The 16,520-nt window shown below is 67.0% G+C and carries 17 protein-coding genes; 8 read left to right on the plus strand and 9 right to left on the minus strand.

Translation table 11 applies throughout. The features are described from left to right. Positions 1-8: 8 nt before the first annotated feature. On the minus strand, positions 9-1,022 hold the full coding sequence (locus FA89_RS08460; RefSeq protein WP_036140031.1) for a KpsF/GutQ family sugar-phosphate isomerase: 1,014 nt from the start codon (positions 1,020-1,022) through the stop codon (positions 9-11). A gap of 171 nt (positions 1,023-1,193) precedes the next feature. Here FA89_RS08460 and FA89_RS08465 point away from each other — a divergent pair, with 171 nt between their 5' ends. Together FA89_RS08465 and murA are read left to right on the plus strand one after the other, a co-directional pair. Then, positions 1,194-1,433, plus strand: a complete 240-nt coding sequence (locus FA89_RS08465) for a BolA family protein (RefSeq protein ID WP_036140032.1) — start codon at positions 1,194-1,196, stop codon at positions 1,431-1,433. A gap of 57 nt (positions 1,434-1,490) precedes the next feature. Beyond that, on the plus strand, positions 1,491-2,750 hold the full coding sequence (gene murA / locus FA89_RS08470) for a UDP-N-acetylglucosamine 1-carboxyvinyltransferase (RefSeq protein WP_036140033.1): 1,260 nt from the start codon (positions 1,491-1,493) through the stop codon (positions 2,748-2,750). A gap of 168 nt (positions 2,751-2,918) precedes the next feature. On the opposite strand, the gene FA89_RS08475 is transcribed toward murA, so the two are convergent. The 3 genes from FA89_RS08475 to purM all read right to left on the minus strand — a co-directional run bounded on the left by FA89_RS08475 (position 2,919) and on the right by purM (position 5,690). Next, complete coding sequence (locus FA89_RS08475; RefSeq protein WP_036140035.1) at positions 2,919-3,617, minus strand: DUF3108 domain-containing protein; 699 nt, start codon at positions 3,615-3,617, stop codon at positions 2,919-2,921. Positions 3,618-4,003: 386 nt separating this feature from the next. Continuing rightward, the gene (gene purN, locus FA89_RS08480; protein ID WP_240003872.1) at positions 4,004-4,669 is read right to left on the minus strand and encodes a phosphoribosylglycinamide formyltransferase; all 666 of its coding nucleotides are present in this window, start codon (positions 4,667-4,669) and stop codon (positions 4,004-4,006) included. Continuing rightward, positions 4,653-5,690 carry a phosphoribosylformylglycinamidine cyclo-ligase gene (gene purM, locus FA89_RS08485; protein ID WP_036140038.1) on the minus strand — a complete coding sequence of 346 codons (1,038 nt, stop codon included), beginning with the start codon at positions 5,688-5,690 and terminating at the stop codon, positions 4,653-4,655. Before purM ends, purN begins: the two co-directional genes overlap by 17 nt. A gap of 135 nt (positions 5,691-5,825) precedes the next feature. On the opposite strand from purM, the gene FA89_RS08490 reads away from it, so the two are divergent. The 3 genes from FA89_RS08490 to hda are packed head-to-tail and all read left to right on the plus strand — an operon-like array spanning position 5,826 to position 8,675. Continuing rightward, entirely contained in the window at positions 5,826-6,812 is a 987-nt protein-coding gene (locus tag FA89_RS08490; protein WP_036140040.1) for a DUF2066 domain-containing protein, read from the plus strand. 4 nt (positions 6,813-6,816) lie between these two features. Continuing rightward, positions 6,817-7,983 (plus strand): AI-2E family transporter, encoded by a 1,167-nt coding sequence (locus FA89_RS08495; RefSeq protein WP_036140042.1) that lies wholly within the window; start codon positions 6,817-6,819, stop codon positions 7,981-7,983. Continuing rightward, entirely contained in the window at positions 7,980-8,675 is a 696-nt protein-coding gene (hda, locus tag FA89_RS08500; RefSeq protein ID WP_036140043.1) for a DnaA regulatory inactivator Hda, read from the plus strand. The genes FA89_RS08495 and hda overlap by 4 nt, the downstream gene beginning before the upstream one ends. Here the strand turns inward: hda and FA89_RS08505 are convergent. From FA89_RS08505 to FA89_RS08515, 3 genes are all read right to left on the minus strand, one after another. Beyond that, entirely contained in the window at positions 8,672-9,697 is a 1,026-nt protein-coding gene (locus FA89_RS08505) for a metallophosphoesterase family protein (protein WP_036140044.1), read from the minus strand. The two genes, hda and FA89_RS08505, sit on opposite strands and share 4 nt — an antisense overlap. Before the next feature lie 32 nt (positions 9,698-9,729). After that, a complete protein-coding gene (locus tag FA89_RS08510; RefSeq protein ID WP_036143942.1) occupies positions 9,730-10,656 on the minus strand; it encodes a metallophosphoesterase in 927 nt (308 codons plus the stop codon). A gap of 230 nt (positions 10,657-10,886) precedes the next feature. Then, positions 10,887-11,690: an inositol monophosphatase family protein gene (locus tag FA89_RS08515; RefSeq protein ID WP_036140046.1), complete on the minus strand. Its 804-nt coding sequence runs from the start codon at positions 11,688-11,690 to the stop codon at positions 10,887-10,889. Positions 11,691-11,824: 134 nt separating this feature from the next. Here FA89_RS08515 and FA89_RS08520 point away from each other — a divergent pair, with 134 nt between their 5' ends. Then, a complete protein-coding gene (locus FA89_RS08520; protein WP_036140047.1) occupies positions 11,825-12,601 on the plus strand; it encodes an RNA methyltransferase in 777 nt (258 codons plus the stop codon). A 14-nt stretch (positions 12,602-12,615) separates the two neighbouring features. Here the strand turns inward: FA89_RS08520 and FA89_RS08525 are convergent, their stop codons facing one another. Continuing rightward, positions 12,616-13,224 (minus strand): exopolysaccharide biosynthesis protein, encoded by a 609-nt coding sequence (locus FA89_RS08525; protein ID WP_051938637.1) that lies wholly within the window; start codon positions 13,222-13,224, stop codon positions 12,616-12,618. A gap of 60 nt (positions 13,225-13,284) precedes the next feature. Next, positions 13,285-14,607: a hemolysin family protein gene (locus tag FA89_RS08530; RefSeq protein WP_036140048.1), complete on the minus strand. Its 1,323-nt coding sequence runs from the start codon at positions 14,605-14,607 to the stop codon at positions 13,285-13,287. A 112-nt stretch (positions 14,608-14,719) separates the two neighbouring features. On the opposite strand from FA89_RS08530, the gene FA89_RS08535 reads away from it, so the two are divergent. Beyond that, a complete protein-coding gene (locus FA89_RS08535; protein ID WP_036140049.1) occupies positions 14,720-15,349 on the plus strand; it encodes a DUF47 domain-containing protein in 630 nt (209 codons plus the stop codon). Between the two features lie 13 nt (positions 15,350-15,362). Beyond that, positions 15,363-16,487, plus strand: coding sequence for an inorganic phosphate transporter (locus FA89_RS08540; RefSeq protein WP_036140050.1), 1,125 nt, complete (start codon positions 15,363-15,365; stop codon positions 16,485-16,487). Positions 16,488-16,520 lie beyond the last annotated feature (33 nt).

Raw genomic sequence — 16,520 nt, forward strand, 5'->3', positions numbered from 1 at the left:
TCCGGTCGTCAGACGACGCGGGCGCGAAGCAGGTCGTGGATGTTCAGCGCGCCGACCACCTTGCCGGAGGGGTCGGTGACCAGCAGCGCGTTGATCTGGTGTTTTTCCATCAGCTGGGCCGCCTCGACGGCCAGCTTGTCCGAGCCGATGGTCTTCGGGCCGCGGGTCATCAGTTCGCCCACGGTGGCGCCGCGCAGGTCCACATCGTCGTCGTCGAGCGCACGGCGAAGATCGCCGTCGGTGAACACGCCGAGCAGGTGGCCCTCGCCGTCGATCACCGCAGTCATGCCCAGGTGCTTGCGGGTCATTTCCACCAGCGCCTCGCTGACCGAGGCATCCACGCCGATGCGCGGCACGTCGTCACCGGTGTGCATGACGTCGGCGATGTGCAGCAAGAGCCGGCGCCCGAGGCTGCCGGCCGGATGCGAACGGGCGAAGTCGTCCGAGGTGAAGCCTCGCGCCTCGAGCAGGGCCACGGCCAGGGCATCGCCCATAACCAGGGCGGCGGTGGTGCTGGAGGTCGGTGCGAGCCCGTGGGGACACGCCTCGGACGGCACGTTGGCGTCGATGTTGACCTCGGCCTGCCGCGCCAGCGACGACCGCGGGTTACCGGTGATGGCGATCAGCGGAATGCCCTGGCGCTTGACCGCGGGAAGGATGAAGAGCAATTCGTCCGTTTCCCCGGAATAGGAGATGCCCAGCAGGATGTCATCCGGCTGGATCATGCCGAGGTCACCGTGGCTGGCCTCGGCGGGGTGGACGAAGAACGACGGAGTGCCCGTGGAGGCCAGCGTGGCGGCGATCTTGCGGGCCACGTGGCCGGACTTGCCCATGCCGGACACCACGACACGTCCCTTGCAGGCCAGGATCATCCGGCACGCCTCGACAAAGGTGGCGTCGATCTTCGTTTCCAGCGCCCGGATGGCCGCGGCTTCCGTGACGATCACCGTACGGGCGCTGCGCACGACAGCTTCGACGTTCACGGCGGAATGATCGGTGGGCGGGGCGGTGCGGGCGTTCATGCGGCCTCGGGAGTCCGGGTGGTGGCTTCTGACCCGGGATGTCCATTTCTGCGACACCGGATTTCCATTACCATTACATATTCTCATTTTATCGGCGCCGCCATCGACCGGTGGTTCAGGGTCCGTTTCGGAACCCTCCCGGGCGCGGCACATCCCCTCATCGGAGAACCCATGGACGCTGCGCGCATCCAGGCATTGATCGAAGCCGGCCTGCCCGGTGCCAGGGTCGCCGTTCACGGCGACGACGGCGTTCATTTCGAAGCCGAAGTCGTCTCGGACCAGTTCGCCGGCAAGCTGCCGCTGGCCCGTCACCGCCTCGTCTACGCGACGCTGGGCGACCTCATGGGCGGTGCCATTCACGCCCTGGGCCTCAAAACCCTCACTCCCGACGAAGCCGCCGGCCGCCGCTGATTCCAGCGCGCCAGGCGACACGCTCGCTCTGTTTACCTTCCCAAGGCATCTCCTTCCATGGCCAAGATCCTGATCAGCGGCGGCCAGCCGCTCAACGGTGAAGTGGGCATCTCCGGCGCGAAAAACGCCGTACTGCCCATCCTCGCGTCCTGCCTGCTCGCCGACGAGCCCGTCAGCATCGGCAACGTGCCGCACCTGCACGACGTCACCACCTTCATCGAACTGCTCGGTCGCATGGGCGTGCGCGTGGTGCTGGACGATCGCATGAAGATGCACATCGATCCGCGCCCGGAAAACTCCTGCGTGGCGCCCTACGACCTGGTGCGCACCATGCGCGCCTCGATCCTGGTGCTGGGCCCGCTCGTGGCGCGCCACGGCAAGGCCGAAGTGTCGCTGCCCGGCGGCTGCGCCATCGGTTCCCGGCCGGTCGACCAGCACATCCGCGGCCTGCAGGCGCTGGGCGCCGAGGTCACCGTCGAGAACGGCTACATCAAGGCCCGCGCCGGTCGTCTGAAGGGCGCCCGCATCGTGATGGACATGGTGACCGTCACCGGCACCGAGAACATCCTGATGGCGGCGACGTTGGCTTCGGGCACCACGGTGATCGAGAACGCCGCCCAGGAGCCGGAAGTCGTCGACCTCGCCCACTGCCTGATGGCGATGGGCGCGAAGATCGACGGCGTCGGCACGTCCACGCTGATCGTCGAGGGCGTCGAGCGCCTGCACGGCGCGCACTACGAAGTGCTGCCGGATCGCATCGAGACCGGCACCTTCCTGGTCGGCGCGGCGATGACCGGCGGCAAGGTGCGCGCCCGCGGCGCGCGTGCCGACACGATGGATGCGGTGCTGCAGAAGCTGGAAGAGTCCGGCGCGCATATCAGCACCGGTCCGGACTGGATCGAGCTGGACATGGGCGGGCGCCGTCCCAAGGCGGTCAACCTGGTGACGGCGCCTTATCCCGCATTCCCGACCGACATGCAAGCGCAGTTCACCGCGCTCAACTGCATCGCCGAAGGCGTGGGCGTCATCACCGAGACGGTGTTCGAGAACCGCTTCATGCACGCGCTGGAACTGCAGCGGCTGGGCGCCGACATTCGCCTGGAGGGCAACACCGCCATCATCACCGGCGTGCCGAAGATGACGGGCGCGCCGATCATGGCCACCGACCTGCGTGCCTCGGCCTGCCTGGTGCTGGCCGGCTTGGTCGCCGAGGGCGACACCACGGTCGACCGCGTTTACCACATCGATCGCGGCTACGAGAACATCGAGGAAAAGCTGGGCGTGCTGGGTGCCCATATCCGGCGTCTGCCGGGCTGATCATCGGCGTCTCCGCGCAGCACCCTCATGACCGTAGGAGCGCACGCTGCGCGCGACATCTTTTCGCGACGCACCACATGTGACGCGACATTTTCGACGTGACGCGCAGGATTCGGCGCACAGCCTCAAAAGATATCGCGCACAGCGTGCGCTCCTACAGGTCGAGGGTTATTTGCCCTCGAATCGCACCAGCTCCAGCGTCAGGTCGCCACCGTCCTTCTGCGCCAGCTTGACCGGCACCGGATATTTCGCCGGCGCATACCAGGCGTTGAAGCCGCGGTCGGCGTCGGTCCGGTCGACGCGCACGGTGTCGAACGTGCCCGCGGGCACCTTCACTTTCTCCTTTCCCGACACCTTGAACTGCTGGTTCTCCACTTCCTGCTTCACCGCGACGGGGAAGCTGGCCTGCTGCTTGCCATCGCGCAATGCCACGCCCAGGGCCAGGGGCAGCGTATTGCGCTCGATCATGCCCTGCGCCGCCGGGTAGCTGAAACTCTTGCTGTTGTCCTTGACTTGCACGGTGTTGCCCTGCACGGTCATGTCGCGGGTCTTCTGCTTGAAGGACGCATCCAGCTGGTAGTGGTAGCTGACCACCTGAGGCACGGAGCCAGCCCAGGTGAACCGCGAGGTTTCCGTCGAATTGGCCCCCAGCGCCGCGGCCAGGCCCGCCGTACCCTTGGTGATGTTCGTGTATTCGTACTGGCCGTTGCCGGCCGCTTTCAGCACGATGGTGGCCTCGCCAAGCGGACTGCCGCCCTGCAGGACGTTATAGGTAGCGGTGAAGGACTGCGGCACGCTCGCGGCGAACGCGGCGGCGGGCAGGGCGAGGGCCAGCGCGAAGCCGGCGCGGATCAGTGGGGTCTTCATGGTTCCGATTCTAGCCACGGCGGCTGAATGCGCGTCGACGCGCCCACCCGGCGAACCACAAGGCGCCCGACGCCCCATGGCCGCGCCCGACGCGCCGGTTGGGGGGGGTAGGAGCGCACGCACGTGCGCGAACCCTCCATATCACCTACCGCGAACGAGGCCATGCCCCACACCCAAGCCGGCGTTTCCGACCGCAAAACAAAGCCGATTGCTCTTGTGTTGTGGCCTTTGCTCTTGGCGAAAAACGCCCGCATCTCCCTACGCAAGGCTTCATTCGCCACAGGCCAAGGTGAGGGTTCGCGCACGTGCGTGCGCTCCTACGCCAAGTGCCGGGGATACGGGGTTATACGGCTGGGGAGACGGGTTAGTCGACCAGGAATATGGGGTTAGACGGCCAGGGCAGCTGGAGTAAGCGGCGATGTCAGCAGCTGCCCGTCGAAGACGGGCGCGCCTTGCCAGCGCAGGCGGCCGGCGGCGATGGCGCGGACGACGGCAGGTAGCAGCGCGTGCTCTTCCACCAGCAGGCGCTCGGCCAGGGAGGCTTCGGTGTCGTCCGGGCGCACGTCGATACGTGCCTGCGCCACCACCGGGCCACCGTCCAACTCCGCCGTGACGAAGTGCACGCTGGCGCCGTGCTCGGCGTCGCCCGCGTCAAGGCACTGGCGATGCGTGTGCAGGCCGCGGTGTTTCGGCAGCAGGGAAGGGTGGATGTTGATCGCGCGGCCCTCCCAGGCAGCGACCACGGTAGCGTCGATGATCCGCATGTAGCCGGCCAGCACCAGCAGGTCGGCGCCACTGTCCGCCACGTGGCCGAACAGGGCGCGGTCGAAATCGGGGCGGGTGGGGTAGTCGCGCGGATTGAGCGCGAGCGTGGGAATGTCCGCCTCACGCGCCACGGTCAACGCCCCAGCGCCGGCCTTGTCGCTGCCCACCAGGACGAACGTCACCGGAAGCCGCGCGGCGATCAGCGCGGCGAGGTTGCTGCCGCGCCCGGAAGCGAGCGCGGCGACACGCAGGGGGCGATCCACGGGCGCTTCAGGCGATGTGGACACGCTCGTCGCCGCTGGCAGCCACCACCGAGCCGATCGTCCAGGTATCGAGGCCATGACCGGCGAGCACCGCTTTCGCCGCGTCCACCTGGTCGACCGCGAGCAGCACGGTGAAGCCGATGCCGCAGTTGAACGTGCGCCACATTTCCTCGCGGGTAACGTTGCCTTCGCGCTGCAGCCACTGGAACACGGGTGGCAGCGGCCACGAGGCGGCGTCGATCGACAGACCGAGGCCGTCGGGTACGACGCGGATGATGTTTTCCTTGAGGCCGCCGCCGGTGATGTGGGCCATGCCGTGCACGGCCACCTTGGCGATCAGTTCGAGCATCGGCTTGACGTAGATGGTGGTCGGGGCCATCAGGGCATCCACCAGGGTCGTGCCGCCGATGTCGCTGTCCAGCGGCGAGCCCGCGCGTTCCAGGATGCGCCGGATCAGCGAGTAGCCGTTGGAGTGCGGGCCCGACGAGGCCACGCCGAGGATGACGTCGCCGGCCACGATGGACGAGCCATCGTTCATCGCGGATTTCTCCACGGCACCGACCGTGAAGCCGGCCAGATCGTATTCGCCCGGCGGGTACATGTCCGGCATCTCGGCGGTTTCGCCACCGATCAGCGCGCAGCCGGCCAGTTCGCATCCGCGGGCGATGCCGCCGACCACGGACGCTGCGGTGTCCACGTCGAGCTTGCCGGTGGCGAAATAGTCGAGGAAGAACAGCGGCTCGGCGCCCTGTACCAGCACATCGTTGACGCACATGCCCACCAAGTCGATACCGATGGTGTCGTGGCGACCGAGCTGGTGGGCGAGCTTGAGCTTGGTGCCCACGCCATCGGTGCCGGAGACCAGCACCGGCTCCTTGTAGCGTCCGGAGAGGTCGAACAGGCCGCCGAAGCCGCCCAGCCCGCCCATGACCTCGGGGCGGAAGGTCCGCTTGACCATCGGCTTGATGCGCTCGACGAGCGCGTTGCCGGCATCGATATCGACGCCAGCGTCGCGGTAGGTGAGGGAGCCCTGGTCGGAGGACATAAGCGGTTCCGGCGCGTATTGGAAACCGCGAATGATAACAGCAAGCGGGCGCCCGGCCTGGCCTGCACGCGCTTTGGATGGACGGCGTGCCAAGGTTTGGGCAGACTTCCGTCTTCACAAAGCGACGCCACGACCATGCGCCCAGCCCGTCTCCTCGTCTTCCTGACGCTCCTCGTCGTGGCCTGCATCGGCCCCGCAGTGGCGCAGACCTCCATTTATACGGTGACCGTGCCCGTCGCCGACACCAGTGCGGCGGTACGCGACCAGGCCTTCGCCAACGGGCTGACCCAGGTCCTGGCGCGAGCGTCCAACGGGGCGGACCCCCGCGGCAAGCCGGGCTATGCCCAGGCGATGAAGCAGCCCGGCGGCCTGGTGCAGCAGTACCAGTACGCCCGCACCGGCGGCGCCAACGGCGCCCCGCTCAGCCTGGATATCGTGTTCGATCCCGGTGCGATCCGCCGCGTGCTGGCGGTGGGCGACGCGGCCGTCGCCGCGCCCAAGGCCCCGGTACTGGTGGTGGCACGCGATGCCAGCGGCAAGCTGCTCAGCCAGCAGGACCTCCTGCCCCTGGCGCAGATGGCCGACACGCGTGGCTACCAGATCCTGGTGCCCAAGCCCGACGCGGTGCCCGACGTCAAGGCTCTGGCCAGCGGCGATCCCGCCACGGTCGCCAACGCGGCCCGGCAGTACAACACCGGCGTCGTCCTGGTCGGCAACATCGGTGACGACCAGACCGACTGGACCCTGGTCTCGGCCGGCAAGACCACCAGTTGGAAGGACAGCGGCGAAGCCCGTGCGGCCCTGCTGAACAATGGTGCCAACGCCATGGCCGACAAGCTGGATCGCCAGTTCGCCGCGACGCAGGGTGGCAGCACCTCGGGCAAGGTCTGGGTGTCGGGCCTGCATTCGGCGTCCGACTACGCCGGGTTGCTGGCGACGTTCCAGAACGATCCCTCGATCAAGACCGTGGCGCCGATCGCCGCCAGTGCCGACGGCGTGCTGTTCACCGTCAATGCCGCCGCCCCGCTGGCCCGCCTGGTCGCCGGCTACGCGTCGGCTGGCCATGTGCTGGCTGCCGATCCCCACGACGGCGCCGATCTCGCCGTGCGCTGGGTGCCCTGACGCCATGACGCACGACACCTCACGCCGCTGGCAGATGCTCGCGATCATCGCGGTCATCGCCTTCCTCATCTGGCTGCTCGCCCCGGTGCTGATGCCGTTCGCCATCGCCGGCATGCTGGCCTACCTGGGTGACCCCCTGGCCGATCGCCTGCAGCGGCTGGGCATGGGTCGCGGCTGGGCGGTCAGCATCGTGTTCACCGTCATCACCCTGGTCTTCGTCGGTGTGCTGCTCCTGCTGGTGCCGTTGATCGAGCACCAGTTCGAAAACCTGTCCGAGAATCTGCCGCGCTACGTGGACTGGGTGCGCACCACGGCGCTGCCGTGGATCCAGGTGCGCCTGCATCTGGACGCCAACGTCTTCGATACCGACCGCCTGCTGGCGACCATCCGCGAACACATCGGCTCGGTCGGCAGCATGGCCGCTGCGGCGATGACCAAGCTCACGCAGTCGGGCATGGGCGTGGTGATGTGGTTGACCAATCTCGTGCTGATCCCGGTCGTGGCGTTCTATCTGCTGCGCGACTGGGACACCATGATCGCGCACATTCAGCGCCTGCTGCCCCGTTCGATCGAGCCCACCGTCGTGCGCCTGGCGCGTGAGTCCGACCAGGTGCTGGGCGCGTTCGTCCGCGGCCAGCTGCTGGTGATGCTTGCCTTGGGCGTGTTCTACGGCCTCGGGCTGACCCTGGTCGGCATCTCGATCGGTCCGCTGATCGGCATGGTCGCCGGCCTGCTCAGCTTCGTGCCCTACCTCGGCTTCATGATCGGCTTCGTCGCCGCCCTGATCGCCGCGCTGGTGCAGTACGGCGACTGGACCCACGTGATCCTCGTCGGCGTGGTGTTCACCGTAGGCCAGCTGCTGGAAGGCTACGTGCTGGTGCCGCGCCTGGTCGGCGGCAAGATCGGCCTGCACCCGGTCGCGGTGATCTTCGCCGTACTGGCTGGCGGTCACCTGTTCGGCTTCCTCGGGGTGCTGCTGGCCCTGCCCGCCGCCTCGGTGGTTGTCGTGCTGCTGCGCTACGTATTCGCGCGTTATCGCGAGAGCGACCTCTACATGGAGCCCGCACCGCCGGCATCGGCGGCGCACAAGCTCGATGTGGACGTGGATGTCGACGTGCGCGTGCGACCGCGGCCGGACGATCCCCTGCCGCCGGTCGACCGCGCTCCATGAGCACCCAGCTTCCCCTCGCCTTGCGCTGGCCGCGGCGCCAGCGCTTCGAGCACTTCCACGCGGGCGATAACGCGGCAGCCGTGGAAGCCGTTCGTGCGGCGGCGGTCGATGCATCGGCACCCTGGGTGTTCGTGGCGGGGCCGCCGGGCAGCGGGCGCACGCACCTGCTGATCGCGGCATGCCAGGCTGCCATCGACGCGGGTCGCACCGCGCAGTACCTGCCGCTGGCTGGCTTGCGCGGGCCACGGGCCGCCGCCATCCGCGGCATGGCCGGCAGCGATGTGCTGGCCATCGACGATATCGATTCGATCGCGGGCGAGGCCGATGCCGAGCACGCCTTGTTCGACACGTTCAATGGCTATCGTGCCGAAGGCTGCACGCTGCTGTTTTCGGCCCTGGGTGCGCCGGTGTCCCTGGACATCGCGTTGCCCGACCTTCGCTCGCGGCTCGGGTCGCTGACCCAGGCCCTGCTCAAGCCACTAGCCGATGCCCAACGCCGCGCGGTGCTGCGCGAACAGGCCGGCGCCCGTGGCATCGAACTGGACGACGTGGTGCTGGACTGGCTGTTCGCACACCACGCCCGCGACCTGGGCACCTTGCTCGACCTGCTGGATACCCTCGACCGCGCGTCACTCGCCGCACAGCGGCGGGTGACAGTGCCGTTCCTGCGCAATCTGCTGAAGAACGACTAGAGATCGATCTGGCCGATCAGCTCGCGGTTGGCGGGCGCGTTCTCCCTCACGCCGTACACCTTCAGCTGCTTCGAGTCGGGCCAATGCTCGACGATCAGGTACGTACGCTGCGAGGCCGAGCCGCTGAGGAACACCGGAATGTCGTCGGGACCACCCCTGTCGTAGCGACCCATGCGTTCGTGAAGGTGACCTGCGAATATGGCAGCCACCTTGTGTCGCTTCAGCAGCCTCTGCAGGTCGTTCGACGACGAGGTGCGCAGCTTGCCGGGCTGGTGGGTATGGACCAGAATCAGGTCGCTCACGCGCGGGTTGCTGTAGTCGGGCAGGTGGGTCTGCAGCCACGGCACGCTGGACGTCACCCGGTAGTGATAGCTGTAGGGACCGAAGCCCCAGTCCATGCTGGCCGAATACTCGGGAAAGTTATTCAGCTGCAGCTGGATGACGCGGTCCCAGCCATCGGCCTTGAAGGCATACGACCAGCTGCCCTGCTTGAGAATGCCACCCGAGGGGTAGGGCGTCGCCAGCATGTCGAAGCCGAGCACGTTGCTTCGGATCCGATGCGAGTGCACGTGGTGGGCCAGGTTGTCCAGGGCCTCCATGGCGCAGTAAAGCAGTTTGCACACGGCGTTGGTCAGGTTGTTCTGGTAGTCGTGATTGCCCAGGCCGTAATACAGCTCGTTGCCCAGGGTCGCGAACAATTCGCTGATCTTCTGCTGCTCGGATCGTTTGCTCTGCGAGGTGATGTCGCCGTTGACGATCACGGGGATCGACTGCCCTGGATACTGGCGGCGAAACGCATCGATGCTCCGGTACTGTTCGCGGATCAACGACTCCGCCAGGGCCTTGTCGGCCTTGTCCGAATGTTCGCCCGCATCGGTGGCGGGGGTCCATGGGTATTGTGGGTCCGAGGTGACCACCATGATCCGTGGCTGTTCCGCATGGGCCGCGGCGACGGCAAGGAGCGCCGTCGCCAGCCATGAGGCGCGTGCTCCCGCCGCGCGGAACGGGTTGCATTTTTTCATGACGACGTCCTTGTTCGTTGCGTGTGTCGGGGTCAGACGGTGTCGACGTCGACGGTAGCGATGAGTTCGCGTCCTTCCGGATCGTTGTTGCGCACGGCGAAGACGCGCAGCACCCTGGCCACGGTGTCGTGCTCCACGATGAGATAGGTGCGCTGGCTGGCGGACCCACTCAGGAAGACCGGCACGCCGTTGATGCTTCCATATCGACCCAACCGGAAATGCAGGTGGCCCGCGAAGACCGCGGCGACGTGGCCGGCGGCCAGTGCCTCGCCGAAACCTTCCGAGTAGCCATCCGCGGAATGCACATGCGCTATACCGAAATCGTAAGCCCTGTCGGCTGGCGTGCCGTACCTGGGCACGCTGAGATGAGTGTCCAGCACGTTCTTCAGCCAGGGTAGCGACGACCCGATGTCGAAGCGCGACGGACGGAGACCCTCGGTGGACGCGAAGGAGACCTCGTAGGTCGGGTAGTTGTTCAGTTGCACCTGGAGCACTCGCTCCCACCCCGGCGTGTTGACGGCGTAGGCGAGGCTGCCCTCATAGCGATTACCGGGAAAACCGGGTCGGACGCTGAAATCGAATGACACCTTGTCGGGCTTTGTCATGACGTGCTGCACGAGCCCCAGCACGCTGTCGCGCGCGCAGCCGTTGTTGTAGCAGCCCGATCCATCCTCTTGAAGAATGTTGTTCTGGTAGTCGTGGTTACCCAGTCCCAGATAGACGTTGTCGCCCAGGATGCCCAGCAGTTCATCCATGACCGCGCGTTGCCAGCCGTGCCCATAGGCGGTGAGATCGCCATTGATGAAGACGGGGATGGTCTGGTCGGGCCGCCTGGCGCGGTACGCGGCGATGCTGCGGTATTGCTCCTCGATCATTTGCCGTGAGCGGATCTTGCGCACCTCATCGGCTTCACCCGGCGTGTCCGTCCAGGGATACTGGGGGTCCGAGGTGACGATCATGGTCTCGACCGTCGCATGCGCGGAGGGCCCATGAAGCAAAGCGGTCAGGCCCGCTGCGAACGCGAACGCGAACCGGGTGCATGATAAGGGAATAGGGAACATGCTGAAGTCCTTGTCGGTAGAGGCTTGCGAACGTCCGGTTCGCGACGACAAGGTACGCTGCCGAAGACGCCAGGGTCTGTCAGGCAACGAGAAGCTACGGCGAGGGATTACCCTCGCCGCGTGTCGGATTATTCCCCGAGCAGGCGAGCCGTAGCGTTCGCCTTGATGACTTCGGTCATCGCGGCGGCCACCTTATGGTTACCGGCGATGATGTTGCCGCTCTCGGGCAGGCCTTCACGGCCGGCGAAGTCGCCGTAGACGCCACCGGCTTCGCGGACCAGCAGCGCGCCCGCGGCGATGTCCCACACGTTGAGGCCCGGCTCGAAGAAGCCGTCCATCCGGCCGGCGGCCACGTAGGCCAGATCGAGCGCGGCGGATCCCATGCGGCGGATGTCTTCGGCTTCCTTGAGCAAGGCCGAGGTCATGGCCAGCTGCGGCTCGAGGTGGTTACGCGCGCGGTAGGGATAACCCGTGGCGAGCAAGGCGCCGGCGATGCCTTCGCGCTTGCCGACCCGGATGCGGCGGTCGTTGAGGTAGGCGCCATCGCCCTTGCTGGCGGTGAACAGTTCATCGCGCAGGGGATCGAACACCACGCCGTAGACCGGCTCGCCCTTTTCAACCAGCGCGATGGACACGCAGAAGTGGGGGATGCCGCGCAGGTAATTGTGGGTGCCGTCCAGGGGATCGATGACCCACACCAGCGGGCCCTTGCCGATCTGCCCGGATTCCTCGCCGAGGATGGCGTGGGTGGGGTAGGCGCGGCGCAGTTCCTTGATGATTTCGGCTTCGGCGAGGCGATCCACCTCGGAGGCGAAATCCATCCGCTGCTTTTCGACGACCGCGAGGCCTTCGAGGCGATTCATGTAGCGCAGGATGATGTTTCCTGCGGAGCGCGCGGCACGCGACGCGACGTTGACGGCGGGTCTTGGCATGGATATCGACTTGGTAAAAGAACGGGGGAGGGCGGTCGGGCCGCCTCGGTCGACGAGTCTATCACCCGCATGCCCCATGCCCAAGTCATTGCCGTTGTAGACTTTCCGGCCCTTGTCCAGCCTGCCCGTCGCCCATGGCCCTTTCCGAACTCAACGATCGCTTCCGCTTCGTCCTGGTCCGCACCTCGCACTCGGGCAACATCGGCTCGGCGGCGCGTGCCATGCGTACCATGGGTTTCGACCGGCTCACGCTGGTGGCGCCGCATCGCTTTCCCGATCCCGAGGCCACCGCTCTGGCGGCCGGCGCCGACGACGTGCTCGGGCAGGCGGCCATCCACGACGACCTGGTGGCGGGCCTGGCCGGTGCCACGTTTTCGCTGGGGCTGTCGGCACGCCGCCGCGGCGTCAACCTGCCCGAGCTCGACCCTCGCGAAGGCGCCGCCCAGGCGATCGCCGCGGCACGCCGCGGTGAGCAGGTGGCCCTGGTCTTCGGCAACGAGCGGACGGGCCTGGAGAACGACGAGCTGGCACGTTGCCATGCCATGGTGCGTATCCCCAGCGTCGACGATTTCAGTTCTCTGAACCTTTCACAGGCGGTGCAGGTGGTGGCCTATGAGCTGCGCACGGCGCTGCTGGCGGATGAGGCGCCGGTCGTCGTGCCGCCGAGCCTCGATGCGGATGCGGCCCCCGCCGACGCCGAACAACTCGAGCGCTTCTTCACGCACCTGGGCGAGATGCTCGACGACATCGAGTTCCACAAGGGACGCTCGCCCACCACGATCATGCTCAAGCTGCGCAAGCTGTTCCTGCGTGCGCGGCCGGAGTTGCGTGAGCTGCGCATCCTGCACGGCATCCTCGCCGATGCACAGCGCATGGCTTCGCTGGCGCACGGCAGGGATGGCGCCGGCTAAAAGAACGGCGCCGGCTAGAACAGGTCGCGCGCGAAACCCAGCAACGCGCGGCTGAAGCTGGCCGAAGCCACGACGATCGCCAGCGTGCTCGTCCATACCGCCACCAGCAAGGCACCGTCGCGCTCCACTAGTGCAAAGGCGAACGCGATCAGCATGCCGCCGAAGACGTAGTTAGTGAAGGGGATGGGCAGGGCCAGCAGGATACCGATCAGGATCATGACGGCGCCCGACACGAGGGTGAACGGGCGCCGGGTCAGCCGTTGCAGGCGCGGCTGGCACATTCTCTCCAGGCGCCGGGTCACCGGTTCGATGCGGTCGAGGAACCGCAGCAGTCCGTCTCGGGAAAGCGTGCGGCGCCGCAGGAAGCCGGGTATCCATGGATGCTCCAGGCCGACCAGCATCTCCAGTCCCAGCGCCACCACCAGTACGCCCATGACCCCGCCGATGCCCAGCGGCACCGGGATGAAATTGGGAATGGCCAGCAGGAGCAGCAGGAACCCGAAGGCGCGCCGCTTCAGCGGCTCGAGCAGGTTGTCCAGCGTAATCCGCTCACCGGGTGCGGCATGCAGGGCGGCACGCAGCAGGGCGGCAGTCTTTTCTTCGCGGGGTTCGGCGACGGTCATGCCAGGACTGTCGCGGGTCGGGTTTGAACCCGTGCTTTACGTGGCGTCCCGCATGGGGTCTCAGTCCGCGCCAGCGGACGGCTCGTTGCCCGCGGGGCCGACCAGCACCTTGTCGATACGGGCGCCGTCCATGTCCATCACCTCGAAGCGGTTGCCTTGCCAGACGAACGACTCGCCGGCCCGGGGGATATGCCCGAATTGCGTGGTCATCATGCCGGCGACGGTGCGGAAGTCGTGGTCTTCCTCGTTGGGCAGCTGGTCGTTCTGCAGCAGCTCGCGCAGGTCATCGGCCGGCAGGCTACCGTCGATCAGCCAGCTGCCGTCGTCGCGCCGCACGATGGGGCCTTCGTGTTCGTCGTCATCCGATGCGGGGGCAGTGGCGCCGATCACGGCGGTCAGCAGGTCGTTCAGCGTCACCAGGCCCTCGATATCGCCGTACTCGTCCACGGCCAGGGCCAGCTGCGTATCCGCGTCGCGAAACGCCTCCAGCAAGTCGAGCGCCCGCGCGGTGGACGGTACGAAAAGCGGTTTGACCACCCGCGCGAACAGGTCGAACTCACCCCGCTCGAAGCCGGCCACCAGCGATTTCACCTCGACGGTGCCGATCACCTCGCGCTCGTCGCCGCGGTAAACCGGATAGCGGGAAAACTGCGATTCGCGCAGCACCTCGAGGTTGTCGTCCCGCGAGGCCGCCACGTCCAGCCAGGCGATCCGCATCCGCGGGGTCATCACCGAGCCCACGGCGCGATCGCCCAGCCGCAGCACGCGGTTGACCATGTTGCGCTCGTCGCTGTCGAGGATGCCCTGCTCGGCGCTCTCCGCCACCAGCAGCCGGATCTCTTCTTCGGTGGCGGCCGACGAGGTGCCGGCCCGGTTCAGTCGCAGCAGGTGCAGGATGCCGCTGGACAGGTGGTTGAGCAGCCAGACCATGGGCAGGGTGATCCGCGAGATCACCAGCATCGGCACGGCGATCTGGCAGGCGATGCGTTCCGGCGCGGTCAGGGCGGCGCGCTTGGGCACCAGCTCGCCGATCACGATCTGCACCAGCGACATGTAGATGAAGCCGGTCAGCCAGCCGGCGATGCGTGCGTACGGCTCGAGCCAGGTCGGGCCGCCCCCGTGCAGGAGCTGGGCGAAGTGCTCGCCCAGCCGGTCGCCCGCGATGGCGCCGGTCACCAGGATGATGAGGGTCATACCCACCTGCACCGTGGACAGGAAGCGCTCCGGGGACTCGGCCAGCTGCAGTGCCACCCGGGCGCGACGGCTATCGCGCGACATGGCCTTCAGCCGACTCTTCCGCGAGGCGACCACCGACATCTCCGACAAGGCGAAGAAGGCGTTACCCAGGGAGAGCACGAGGACGAGCAGGAGTTCGGTGAGCATCGGTGGCTTATATAGCAGACCTGCATGCTTACGGTCGTGGACGATAGAGGCATACCCCGCGCCGCTCCGGTAACATTAGCGTCACATTTCCCCCGTTCCCCCAGGCGACGCCATGTTTTCTCTCCAGACGATCTTCGGCAAGGGCGACAAGTTCTATGGTCTGCTCGAGGCCAGCGCGGAAGCCGCGCGCGAAAGCGCCCGGGCCATGCACGAGCTGGTCACCCAGACCGACCGCACCCCGGTGATGGCCGCCTTCAGCACGGCGCGCGCCCGGGAGAAGGCCCTGCACGGGCAGATCGGCGAGGAACTGGTCAACACCTTCGTCACCGCGCTGGACCGTGAAGACATCGAGGCGCTGAATTCCGCCCTCTACAAGATCCCCAAGACCATAGAGAAGTTCGCCGAGCGCTACGTGATCGTCGCCGAACGCCTGGGCGGCATCGACTTCGGCCAGCGTGCGGTGTTGCTGGAGCGCTCCGCCGAGGTGGTGGTGCAGATGATCGGCCAGCTGCGCCACGGCCTGAAGATCGACCCGGTGAAGAAACTGCGCGACCAGCTCCAGGCGCTGGAGTCGGAAGCCGACCGCCTGCTGCTCGACCCCTACCGCACCCTGTACGCCGAGGGCTCCGATCCGCTCAAGGCCATCCTTGCCAAGGATCTGTTCGAGCTGGTGGAGAAGGCGGTCGACAAGTGCCGCGATGTCGGCAACGTCGTCTATTCCATCGTGCTCAAGAACTCCTGACGGCGGCCGCCCCATGAGCATGGTTATCGCGGTCGTCCTGATCGCCCTGGCGTTCACGTATATCAACGGCTTCCACGATACGGCGAACTCCATCGCCACCGTGGTGGCCACCAAGGTGCTGACCCCGGGCCAGGCGGTGCTGCTGGCCGCCGTCACCAACCTGGCGGGCGCGCTGTGGGGCACCGCCGTGGCTGCGACCATCGCGTCCGGACTGGTCGACACGGGGGTGGTGGACGTCGGCTCGCACCTGCTGATCAGCGCGCTGCTGGGCGCCACCATCTGGAACCTCATCACGTGGTGGCTGGGCCTGCCGTCCAGCTCCAGCCATGCGCTGGTGGGTGGCCTGTGCGGCGCCGCGCTGGCCGCGTCCGACGGCAACCTGCACGCGATCATCTGGTGGCAGGGTGGCGCGCACTGGTGGCTGGGCAAGGGCGTCGTGCCCAAGGTGATCGTGCCGATGATCGTCTCGCCGTTCCTGGGTTTCGTCATCGGCTTCCTGTTGATGGGCGCGCTGTACGCCCTGCTGGGCTTCTTTTCCCGGCAGAAGGGTCGCCTGCACCGCTTCGGTCGCACGCCCTTCGTCAACAGCTTCTTCGGCAAGGCGCAGATCCTCTCCGCCAGCGCCATGGGCCTGTCGCACGGCATGAACGACGCGCAGAAGAGCATGGGCATCATCGCCCTGGCGCTGGCGGGTGCCACCGCCGCCGGCCAGTTCGACCACCTGCCCACCGTGCTGCATTTCCTGCGCATCCCGCACGACCCCGCGGCGGCCGGTGGCTTTCCGATCCCAGTCTGGGTGAAGGTGGTCTGCGCCCTGACCATGGCCGGCGGTACCGCGGGCGGCGGCTGGCGGATCATCAAGACGCTGGGCCACAAGATGGTGAAGCTGCACCCGATCAACGGATTCGCGGCGGAAGGCAGCTCGGCGGCCGTGATCCTCACCGCCTCGATGCTTGGCGTGCCGGTGTCCACGACCCACAACGTTTCCGCGTCGATCATGGGCGTCGGTGCCGCCAAGCGGTTCAACGCCATCCGCTGGTCGGTGGTGGAGCGCATGGTCTGGGCGTGGATTCTGACCCTGCCGATTACTGCGGTGCTGGGGTATGTGCTGGTCAAGCTGGGGCGGTTGTTCTACTGAGACGCTGTGTGTTTCTGGGTTTTCAAGGGCTCG

The organism is Luteibacter sp. 9135 (genome assembly GCF_000745005.1).
GTDB lineage: Bacteria > Pseudomonadota > Gammaproteobacteria > Xanthomonadales > Rhodanobacteraceae > Luteibacter.

Bases quoted from the DNA above. Each gene is read 5' to 3' on its own strand.
- FA89_RS08530 (WP_036140048.1), bottom strand. From the start codon at position 14,607: ATGCTCACCGAACTCCTGCTCGTCCTCGTGCTCTCCCTGGGTAACGCC.
- FA89_RS08535 (WP_036140049.1), top strand. From the start codon at position 14,720: ATGTTTTCTCTCCAGACGATCTTCGGCAAGGGCGACAAGTTCTATGGT.
- FA89_RS08505 (WP_036140044.1), bottom strand. From the start codon at position 9,697: ATGAAAAAATGCAACCCGTTCCGCGCGGCGGGAGCACGCGCCTCATGG.
- FA89_RS08540 (WP_036140050.1), top strand. From the start codon at position 15,363: ATGAGCATGGTTATCGCGGTCGTCCTGATCGCCCTGGCGTTCACGTAT.
- FA89_RS08510 (WP_036143942.1), bottom strand. From the start codon at position 10,656: ATGATCGTCACCTCGGACCCCCAGTATCCCTGGACGGACACGCCGGGT.
- FA89_RS08475 (WP_036140035.1), bottom strand. From the start codon at position 3,617: ATGAAGACCCCACTGATCCGCGCCGGCTTCGCGCTGGCCCTCGCCCTG.
- FA89_RS08465 (WP_036140032.1), top strand. From the start codon at position 1,194: ATGGACGCTGCGCGCATCCAGGCATTGATCGAAGCCGGCCTGCCCGGT.
- FA89_RS08490 (WP_036140040.1), top strand. From the start codon at position 5,826: ATGCGCCCAGCCCGTCTCCTCGTCTTCCTGACGCTCCTCGTCGTGGCC.
- FA89_RS08495 (WP_036140042.1), top strand. From the start codon at position 6,817: ATGACGCACGACACCTCACGCCGCTGGCAGATGCTCGCGATCATCGCG.
- FA89_RS08520 (WP_036140047.1), top strand. From the start codon at position 11,825: ATGGCCCTTTCCGAACTCAACGATCGCTTCCGCTTCGTCCTGGTCCGC.
- murA (WP_036140033.1), top strand. From the start codon at position 1,491: ATGGCCAAGATCCTGATCAGCGGCGGCCAGCCGCTCAACGGTGAAGTG.
- hda (WP_036140043.1), top strand. From the start codon at position 7,980: ATGAGCACCCAGCTTCCCCTCGCCTTGCGCTGGCCGCGGCGCCAGCGC.
- FA89_RS08525 (WP_051938637.1), bottom strand. From the start codon at position 13,224: ATGACCGTCGCCGAACCCCGCGAAGAAAAGACTGCCGCCCTGCTGCGT.
- purM (WP_036140038.1), bottom strand. From the start codon at position 5,690: ATGTCCTCCGACCAGGGCTCCCTCACCTACCGCGACGCTGGCGTCGAT.
- FA89_RS08515 (WP_036140046.1), bottom strand. From the start codon at position 11,690: ATGCCAAGACCCGCCGTCAACGTCGCGTCGCGTGCCGCGCGCTCCGCA.
- FA89_RS08460 (WP_036140031.1), bottom strand. From the start codon at position 1,022: ATGAACGCCCGCACCGCCCCGCCCACCGATCATTCCGCCGTGAACGTC.